Source organism: Microbacterium testaceum (assembly GCF_001476285.1).
Lineage (GTDB): Bacteria > Actinomycetota > Actinomycetes > Actinomycetales > Microbacteriaceae > Microbacterium > Microbacterium testaceum_B.
On sequence record NZ_LDRU01000104.1, the window covers coordinates 1 to 9,879 of the forward strand.

General features: G+C 70.8%; 7 protein-coding genes and 1 pseudogene. All 8 read right to left on the bottom strand.

What is annotated here, in order from left to right; translation table 11 throughout:
• Window positions 1-1,555, bottom strand: a 1,555-nt coding sequence (locus NS283_RS16240) for a hypothetical protein (RefSeq protein ID WP_206542566.1), incomplete at its 3' end; no start/stop codon positions are given.
• Window positions 1,556-1,691: 136 nt separating this feature from the next.
• Entirely contained in the window at window positions 1,692-3,287 is a 1,596-nt protein-coding gene (gene pstS / locus NS283_RS16245; RefSeq protein WP_153003401.1) for a phosphate ABC transporter substrate-binding protein PstS, read from the bottom strand.
• The gene (pstA, locus tag NS283_RS16250) at window positions 3,284-4,597 is read right to left on the bottom strand and encodes a phosphate ABC transporter permease PstA (RefSeq protein ID WP_058597899.1); all 1,314 of its coding nucleotides are present in this window, start codon (window positions 4,595-4,597) and stop codon (window positions 3,284-3,286) included. The genes pstS and pstA overlap by 4 nt, the downstream gene beginning before the upstream one ends.
• Window positions 4,597-5,613: a phosphate ABC transporter permease subunit PstC gene (pstC, locus tag NS283_RS16255; RefSeq protein ID WP_058597900.1), complete on the bottom strand. Its 1,017-nt coding sequence runs from the start codon at window positions 5,611-5,613 to the stop codon at window positions 4,597-4,599. The genes pstA and pstC overlap by 1 nt, the downstream gene beginning before the upstream one ends.
• 318 nt (window positions 5,614-5,931) lie before the next feature.
• Window positions 5,932-7,626, bottom strand: coding sequence for a protein kinase domain-containing protein (locus NS283_RS16260; protein ID WP_058597901.1), 1,695 nt, complete (start codon window positions 7,624-7,626; stop codon window positions 5,932-5,934).
• 30 nt (window positions 7,627-7,656) lie between these two features.
• Window positions 7,657-8,193 (bottom strand): hypothetical protein, encoded by a 537-nt coding sequence (locus tag NS283_RS16265; protein WP_058597902.1) that lies wholly within the window; start codon window positions 8,191-8,193, stop codon window positions 7,657-7,659.
• 192 nt (window positions 8,194-8,385) lie between these two features.
• The gene (gene recR, locus NS283_RS16270; RefSeq protein ID WP_058232585.1) at window positions 8,386-8,979 is read right to left on the bottom strand and encodes a recombination mediator RecR; all 594 of its coding nucleotides are present in this window, start codon (window positions 8,977-8,979) and stop codon (window positions 8,386-8,388) included.
• Window positions 8,979-9,879 (bottom strand): annotated as a pseudogene (locus tag NS283_RS16275) (DNA polymerase III subunit gamma and tau); the annotation flags it as partial. The pseudogene NS283_RS16275 and the gene recR, both read right to left, overlap by 1 nt.

Below are 9,879 nucleotides of genomic sequence, written 5' to 3' on the forward strand. Positions count from 1 at the left end.
CGTCGGCGAGGGACGCCGCGGCGAGCGCCTGGTACTTCCACTCGGGATCGTTGATCGCGAGGAAGTCGGGGTCGCTGACGAGGTTGCGCGGGTTGTACACGCGCTCGTCGCCGTCCTTGTGACTCAGATGGTCGCGATCGGCGAAGGTCGGCAGCGAGTCCAGGTACGAGTTCGTGAGCAGCTTCGCCACGAGTCGCGGGGTCAACCGGAGAGAGGTGAAGGGCAGTCCGACGCGCTTCTGGACGTCCTCGGGAACGGTGTCGTCTCCGGGGCGCGGGTTCCGGTCGATCGCGAACGAGATCGCCGCTCCCGTGATGGCCACGGGGGCGTACCGCAGCGAGTCGGTGCCGAGGCTCGGATCCAGGGGGCGCGAGGTCAGGGCCAGCGGCGCCGGTGCGGTGCCGTTCGCCGCGCGCGCCGCGTCGGACTCCGCCCCGGTGATGGCCGAGTAGACCGAGCCGCCCGACTGGTTGCACACCACGGGCTGCCACGACGAGACCGCCCGGCTGATCAGCTCGCTTCCCGCGAGCTGCCGCTCGGCCGCGCCGATGGGGCACCGGACGCCCAGGGGTTTGAAGTCGAGCTTGACCGCGATGCGGTGCTTCCACGCGTCCCAGAAGAGCCCCGACTTCGTGATGAAGGACGCCCCGCCGTCCTGCTGCCCGCGGGGCAGGATGACCAGCCAGCAGCTCGAACCGGACACGCTGCCGTCGGCGGCCGTCACGGGCGAGCCGCAGCCGAGCCCCTGCGACTGCAGCGCGGTCTGGACCTCGAACTTCACCGACCCGGAGCCGTCACCGCCGGACCCCGCCCACGACACCATGTTGGTCGTGTACTTCGAGAAGAACTCGTTCGTGTTCATATCGGCCAGGACGTCTTTGCCGTCGGCGTCCTTGGTGTACGAGTAGGCACCGTCGACGACATTGGCGACGGTGCGGCCGTTCGCCCCCCGGAAGGGAATGGACGTGTAGGTCGGGGTGGCGAACCCGTCGCCGAAGACCGTGTAGGGCTTGTCCTCCGCGGCGACCGAGGCATCGGTGTCGCGGGGATCGTCGCGGTGCGAGCCGGGGACGCCCCCGAGCCCGTACTGGCAGGTCGTCCGGTCGGGGGTGCCCGGATGCGCCGGATCGTCGCCCCAGCACTGGAAGACCTGCAGGAAGTCCGCCCCGCCGATCTGCGAGCTCGGCACGGTCGAGGGCTTTCCCCCCGTCCACGACACGACGATGCCCTGCGACTCCAACGCCCGCGTCTGCGAGACGGTCACCGAGAGGTCGGGGAACGGGGCGTTCTCGACGTCGAGGTCTTGATCCTTCGCCGTGACGGTCACCGCGGAGGAGTCGTCCGCCACGGCCGACGGAGCGATCGCGGACAGCGCGCCGGTCCCACCGGACAGGGCGAAGATCGTCAGACCCGCGAGAGTGCCGACGACGACGGATGCCAGGGCCCGGCGCCCGCGCGACGCGACACGGTCCGCGACCCGGGCACCGGATGCCGTCCGTGCGCGTCGTCCCGCGGAGCGGGACGCAGCGGTTCGCCGCTCACGGTGTTCAGACACGAGGTTTCCTTTGCAGAGTGCTTCTCGAAGAAGCGTCGAGACAAGTGGACGGGCGGCGGGTGACGGCGGGATGAACGCGGTGTCAACGAGGCACCGCCGCGGTGACTGCAACGCTTGAACGTTGCAAAATCCCCGATCAGAGTGACCTTTTTCCTCCGCGGGATCGACGGCCGACGACGGGCGGGATGAGGATCGCGGCGACCACGAGCAGCCCCGCCGCGAGCATGATGATCTGGGGCGTCCCCCACCCGTTCTCGGCGAGCGAGAAGGGGGCCGAAACGGCGGCCGACGTCCCTCCCGCTGCCGCCGAGACGAGGTTGCCGTTCGCGTCGTACACCGGGTCGGCCGCCGTGCCGCCGGTCGTCCTCGGTGCCGTGCCGGCCGCACCCGCGTCGGTTCCACCGCCCGTCGTGCCCGCGGTGCCCGCCGCGGCGTCCGCGCTGTTCGCACCGCCGCTCACCCCGCCCGTTCCGGTGGTCGGCGTCTCCTCCTGCGCACCGCCGGTGCCCTCGACGCACTGCGTCGCACCCTTGCGGTCGCACTCGGGCGGTGCCGGCGCGGTGAGCGCCAGCTGGTTGTTCTCCGGGGAGTCGCCGGGCTTGAAGGTCGGGTTGTTGCAGTTGTTGAAGTCGACGCCGCCCTCGGTGCCGGGGATTCTCTTGAGCACGTCGGATCCGGCCTGGACGAGGTTCATCGGCAGCGGCGAGTACCCCAGGGCGGACGCCTGCTGCTGCCCCTCGCACAGCATGTACGTGGCGAAGCGGCTCAGGGTGCGGCCCTTCTCGGGCGTGAACACCTTGTTGGTCTCGGTCGGCACGATCATGTACGAGTAGCTCGACATGGGATACGCGCGCGGATCGTTGCTGTTGTAGACCCCGTCGAGGTTCTGCGTCAGATCGTTGTTGATCTGGGCCGACATCAACGCGACCGCGACGGACTGGTAGGTCGGTTCGACGTAGTACCCGGCGTTGTTGAGCATCTTGACGACGGGGAAGCCGGACTTCATCGCGTACGAGTACTCGACGTAAGTGATCGCTCCCTCGCCGTAGTTCTGGCTCACGTAGCCCGCCACGCCCAGCGAACCGTTCTGCCCCTTGAAGGCGTCGGTGACCTGCGGGAACTGCGACCGCATGCCGTAGGTCCAGATGCTCCCGAACTGCTTCGACATCCACAGCGTGAACTGCGCGCTCGTGCCCGACCCGTCGGAGCGGTACACCGGCGTGATCGAGACATCGGGCATCGCGAGCGCCGGGTTGTCGGCCTGGATGGCCGGGTCGTTCCACTTCGCGATCTGGCCCGCGAAGATCTTCGTGATGACCTCACCCGACAGACGCAGGTTGGTGACCCGCTTGCCGCCGATCTTGAGGTTGTACATGAGCGAGGTGCCGCCGGCGACGATCGGCATGTACGCGTACCCGCTCGTGGGGTTCTCGGGCGGGGAGTTGTCCTCGGGCTGACTCTGGAAGGGGATCTCGCTGACGGCGAAGTCCACCGTCTGATTGATGAAGTCGTTCCGCCCCGCCGACGAACCGGTCCCCGAGTAGTTCACGGTCATGCCGTAGTTGTTCGCGACGTTCTTGCGCCACTGATCGAGCGCGTTCTGCGACCAGGTCGACCCCGAACCCGAGATGGGGACGTAGCCGTCGGCCTGAGCGGGAACGGGCACCAGAGCCACGAGCGTCACGACCGCGAGGATGGCCGCGGTGCGGCCCAGGCGGCGACGAAGGTTCACGACGGGTTCTCCTCGGGGGATCGGGGACGAGCGGCGGGGGCTGCGCGCCCGCCGAAGAACGGGACACGGGATGCCGTGGACAAGCGCCGCACGGCCCGCGAGTGCTGCGCGGGATCCGCGCTGATGCGACGCAGGTCTCGCGCCGACGCGGCCATCGCGGCGCGACGCTGACGGTCCGAGAGCTGACCCGGACCACGTCCGCCGATGAGGCGGGCGATGATGAACAGCGTCAGGACGAGCAGGACGAGGGTCGCCGCCGCACCGAAGCCGCGGGCGATCATGTTCGGCTCGGGCGACTTGACGAAGTCGAAGACCTGCAGCGGAAGCGAGATCATCGGCCCCGAGAAGGGGTTGAGGTTCATCTGCGCCGTGACGCCGGAGGTCAGCAGCACGGGCGAAGTCTCGCCGATCCCTCGGGCCGTCCCGAGGATCACCGCCGTGACCAGTCCCGAGCGCGACGTCGGCAGGACGACGTTCCACACGGTGCGCCAGCGACTCGACCCGAGGGCGTACGAGGCCTCGCGGAGATTGTGGGGAACCAGGCGCAGCACCACGTCGGAGGCGCGGATGATGATGGGCAGCATCATCACGCTGATGGCGATGGATGCCGCGAAGCCCGAGCGCTCGTGGGTGATGAGGGTGACGACGGCCGCATAGACGAACAGGCCCGCCACGATCGAGGGCAGTGCCGTCATGGCATCCGACACCGTCCGCACGAAGCGCGCGAAGGGTCCGCCGACCTCGTTGAGGAACACGGCGGTCATCACGCCCAGGGGAATGGTGATGACGAGCGCGATACCGATCTGGATGAGCGTGCCCACCACGGCGTGGGCGATACCGCCCACGGTCAGGGGGTCGAGCGGGCCCGCCGTCGTCATGGTCTCGACGAAGAAGTTGCCGTGGAACAGCGCCGAGGATCCCCGGATCAGCGTGAAGAAGAGCACGAACGTCAGCGCTCCAAGCAGCAGGATCCCGGCCGAGTAGAACAGCGCCGTCACGATGCGCTCGCGCACCGCGAGGCGGTCGGCCCTCAGGGAGGACATGACCGCGTAGATCCCGAGGAACGCGATGAACGACAGCACCGCCCAGCCGATGCCGCCCGTCATCGGGGTGAGCCAGCCGAACAGCAGCGACGAGAGCGCGAGGCTCGCGGCCATGCTGCCGAGCAGGTCGAACCGATCGCCGAAGGGCACGGTGCGCAGGTCGCGGCGCTCTCCCACGTGACCGTCGCGGAGGGGAATCGTCGTGCGGATCGGCTCACGCGGCACGCCCTCGTCGGCGGTGGGCGCCTCGGGGGTGACGATCGCCATCAGGTGCTCTCCGCCCCGGATCGACTGCGAGACACGATCGTGGACGCCGTGAAGTTCACGATGAGCGTGATGATGAACAGCACCAGGCCCGCCGCCATGAGCGCAGACAGACCGAACTGACTCGCCTCGCCGTAGCGCAGGGCGATGAGGGCCGACACCGAGTTGGTTCCCGTCTTCAGCAGTTGGGTGTTGATGGTGAAGATCGGGGAGATGATCATGACCACCGCGATCGTCTCGCCGAGCGCACGCCCGAGGCCCAGCATGGTTCCGCCGATGATCCCGCCGCGGCCGAAGGGCAGGACGACCGCGCGGATCATTCCCCAGCGCGTCGATCCGAGCGCCAGCGCCCCCTCGCGCTCCCCCAGCGGCGCCTGCGAGAACGCCTCGCGCATGACCGAGGTCTGGGTGGGCACCACCATGAGCGCGACCACGATGCCGGCGATGAACGCGGACGAGGTGAACGCCCCCGCCTCCGTGAGTCGGGTGCCCGCGGCATCCGTCACGTCGAAGATCGGAATCCAGCCGAAGTAGGTCGAGATCCACTCGGCGACCGGGATGACGTTGGCCTGCAGGAAGAACACCCCCCACAACCCGAACACGACGCTGGGGACGGCCGCCATGAGATCGACCATGGTGATCAGGAACGACCGCAGCCGGGGCGGGACGATCTCGCTGATGAGCAGCGCCGTCCCGAGAGCCAGTGGGACGGAGATCGCCATCGCGACGAGCGCGATCGTCACGGTGCCGAACAGGACGGCGGCGACACCGAACGTCCCCGTCTCGGGCGACCACTCCTGCGTGGTGAGGAACGAGGGACCGGCGACGACGAGCGCGTCACCGGCCCGCGCCGTCAGGAACACGCCGACGGCGAGCATGACCGCCACGGTGATGATGCCGGCCGCGTAGGCTCCGCCGCGGAAGACCCGGTCGCCCACGACGGGGGCACTCCGCAGGGACCGGGGCTCCGGCGGTCCCGCCGGGCGCGACGGCAGCACCTCGGTGGTCAGATCGGTCATTCATGCTCCAGGGATCGCGGCCGCCGCAGAAACTCGTTCCCGCCGATGACGGGTTGTGGCGGGCGGCGGCGGGCGGCTGTGCGAACGGCGATGCGTCTCGCTCGTCCGCCGGGAGCCGGCTCGGGTAACCGGCATGCGAGACGCTATGAGCGGGCAGTGAACGCGGCCGACCTCACCCCGCCACACGCCCTGGCCGACGGGTGAACGCTGGACGCGCGAAGGTGAACGACGGACGTCGATGGCGCCGGTGCACCGCACGCCACGCCGGAGCATGCCGTGGCCTCGCGCCACCCGGGCGCACTCCTCCCACGCGCGGGATCAGCGCGCCGGCGTGGGGGACGAAGTCGGAACGACCGTCGCCGTGGGCGACGGACTCGGCGTCGACGTGGGGGCGGGCGGCGAGACCGTGGGGCTCGGCAGCGGTGCCGCGGCGACGAGCACGCGGACGGCGCTTCCGAGCGCCACCGAACTGCCCGCGGCGGGTTCGCTCCCCAGGACGAGCCCGGCGGGCCGCTCCGAGACGACGGTCACTGTGGTCGACGTGAGGCCGGCCGCTCGCAGGTGCGCGTCCGCCGCCGCCGCATCCATGCCGGTGACGTCGGGAACCGCGTTCGAGCCGGATGCCACCGTGAGACGGACGATCGATCCCCGCACGACGGTCGTGCCCGCCGCGGGGTCGGACTCGAGGACGGTTCCCGCGGGCGCGACGTCGTCGCGCGTGCGCACGTCCCCCAGGCGGAGACCGGTCGCCGCGAGGGTCGAGTTCGCGTCGGCGACGGTGGTGAGGGCCGGGACGACCGTTGCCGCGATCGAGGCGGAGGGCGCCGCCGTCCCCGGCGTGGTCGCGGCCGTGGCGGACGGGGTCGCGGCGTCGTCGGGGGTGACGGCCTCGGCAGGGGGCGCCGTGCGTCCGGCGCCCGAGAGCAACGGCACGGCCGTGGCGGTGGCGACGAGCACGGCGATGATCGCGATCACGACGCCCCATCCGGCACCGCGACGCTCGCGCGGGGGCTGCTCCTCGACGGGAGCCGGCGTCTCGGTGGTATGAGGCGCGGGTGCCAGCGCCCGTGTGGCGGCGGTCATCGCCGTCGCGGACGGCGAAGGTGCCCGCGGAGGTGCCGGCTGCGGGGCGTCGGGAGGCAGCGCCGCGAGGAGGGCGCGGCGCATCTCGTCGGCATCCGTGTAGCGAAGCGAGGGATCCTTCAGCAGCGCGCGGACCACGACCCTGTCGATCGCCTGCGGGATCCCGCGTCGCCGCACCGACGGGACCGGCGGGGGTGCGTTGAGGTGTCCGCGCACGACGGCTGCTCGGTCGCCGCCCTCGAAGGGAGCTCGCCCCGTCAGGGCGAAGTAGAGCAGCCCGCCCACCTGATAGAGGTCGCCCGCGGGTCCGACCGCACTCCCGGACAACTGCTCCGGAGAGGCGAAGTGGGCGTTGCCGACGACCCCGGCCGTGGCCGCGGTGACGGAGCTGCGCAGCACGTCGTCGCCGTGTGCCGTGCGGCCCGCGGCATCGGCGAGACCGAAGTCGAGCAGCGTCGCCCGGAGTCCCCCGTCGACGCGACGTACGAGCACGTTCGCGGGCGACACGTCGCGATGGATCAGTTCGGCACGATGGGCGGCGGCGAGTCCGGACAGGACGTCCGAGCCCACATCGACGACCTCGGCCGGGGAGAGCACGCCCTCGACGCGCACGTACTCGGCGAGCGTCCGTCCCTCCACGAGCTGCTGTGCGATCCACGCGATCGGTGTGTCACCGTCGAGGAAGGTGCCGAGGTCGACGATCGTGACGACGCAGGGGTGCGAGAGGGTGGCGATGCGCTTCGCCTCGTCGAGGAAGGCCGCGCGGACCTCGGGACTCTCGGAGAGGTGCGGATGGAGGAGCTTCACGGCGACCCGGCGCCCGGTGACCGTGTCCTCCGCCGAGAACACCGACGCGGTACCGCCCGAGCCGAGGAGCCCACCGAGACGGAAGCGGCCGGCGATGACCCCCGCCTGTTCGCTCTCACCCACGGCGACGCTCGGGGGCGCGGGGACCGCGTGTCACGTCGTCCTGTCCAGCACGCGCGAACGTCGGCCGGAGGGGGTGCCGATGCTCACTCCGTCGACCACCTGCGCCGAGGCGAAGACGTTCACCGCCGTTCGACCGGCTGCCATGGCCTCGCCCGCCGACTCGTACCATCGGGCCGTCGTCACGACCGGCACCCCCGCGCTGCGCAGGATCCAACCGTGCTTGGTCGACCCGGGACCCCGGACGGCCGTCAACTGCAGGTCGGCGGCGCGGCTCTGCTCGCGCCGGGCGGCCGCGACGGCCGCCGCCGGAGAGGTGTAGACCGCGGCACATCGCGCGAGTTCACGATTGTTGGTCGCGAGTAACCGCCACACGCCGAAGACACCCAGCGAGACGATGTTCTCGCTCGGCGTCGTGACCTGGGCTTCGAGGTGCACCGCGGCCATCTCCGGGAGGAAGTACGAACGCAGCAACAACCACGCGGCGAGGCGTGGGTCGTAGTGAGAACGGAAGGTGTCGAAGATCACGCGCCCGGTGCGGGCGCGCGCGACGTCGAGTCGATCGCTCACGGAAAGCCCCTGTCTGACGGACTGAGCGTCGGACTTTCGGGTCGTCTCGAGCTGTTCCGCAGAACAGAAAGTGCCGTCCTGCCGTAGCCGCTGCGCGAGCAGGGGGTGAACGGACGGGTTACGACGTGGCAACGCTCGACGCCGCGCGTCATCACCTGCCGGGTGAACTGTCCGCGCGGGCGCGGAGGACGTTCAGAGGGTGCGTCGCCCCTCGAAGGCGCGGCCGAGGGTGACCTCATCGGCGTACTCGAGGTCGCCGCCCACCGGGAGACCGGATGCCAAGCGCGTGACGCGGATCTCGAGGGTGTGCAGCAAGCGGCTGAGGTAGGTGGCCGTGGCCTCGCCCTCGAGGTTCGGATTGGTCGCGAGGATCACTTCTTGGACGGTGCCATCGGCCAGACGCTGCATGAGCTGGGCGACGCGCAGGTCGTCGGGGCCGATGCCCGCGATGGGGCTGATCGCCCCGCCGAGCACGTGGTAGAGACCGCGGAACTCGCGTGTGCGCTCGATCGCGGCGACGTCTTTCGCGTCTTCGACCACGCAGATGAGGGCCGGGTTGCGGCGGGGGTCACGGCAGATCGAGCACCGCTCCTGCTCGGAGACATTGCCGCAGATCTCGCAGAACTTCACCTTGTCGCGGATCTCGCCGAGCAGCGTCGACAGCCGCGACACGTCGAAGCTCGGCGACTGCAGGATGTGGAACGCGATGCGCTGAGCCGACTTCGGACCGATTCCCGGGAGGCGGCCGAACTCGTCGATCAGGTCTTGGACGATGCCGTCGTACATCAGGTGAACCTCGTCGGGGGCTCGTAGGGCTCGTCGCGCAGGTACGTCGCGCCGAGCATCTGGCGGACGACGGCCTCACCGTATCGCTGGACCCCGCCGCGAAGCGGGGGCATGCGCGGAACCACGACCGGCGGAACGGGCGCATCGGGCGCTTCGTCGGCGGGCGGGATCACGTCGTCGTCGTCGACCTCGTCGGGCGCCGGCACCGACCGGGAGACCTCGGTCGAGGGAAGCACGCCACCCTCGCGGACGGCCGAGGCAGCCGCGGGCGCGACCGCCGGACGGGCCTCTTCGGGTTCGTCGTCGACGGCCAGGGCCGCGGCGGGAGATGCGACCGTCGGGGCGGCACCGGGGATCGGCGCCACCGCCCAGTCGGTCACGCTCGCCGAGTACGGTGTCGAGGACCGCGCGGGAGCGGCTGCGGTCGCTCCCCCGCGGGGCGGGGCGGCCGGCGAGCCGGACCCGTTGCCGCGCGGGCCCCCCGGACCGGGTCCACCCGGGCCGTCGCCGTCGAGACGCGCGAGGTATTTCACGCGCACGCCGAGGACGGCGAGGATCGCCTGACGGAGGTCTTCGCTCGGACCGCCGTCGGCCGACCGCGTCTTGAACGCCGTCAGGTCGCTCCCCGTGCGGAAGAGGAGCGTCAGCACGTCGTCGTCGAAGGCGGCGACCGTCGCCGTCGAGACGATCAGCCACGACGGCCGACTGGCGACCTCGAGCTGAGCCAGGATCTCGGGCCACGCGTCGCGCACGTGTCCGAGCTCGATGGGCCCGACGGGGATCGCCGGCGGAGTCGGAGCGACCGGCTCGAGCGGAGAAGGGTCGGTGCCGGAGTCGGACACGGGGGTGTCCGACGCGGGCGCTGCTTCCGGGGCGGGGGCGGCCGGCCGGCCGGGGGCA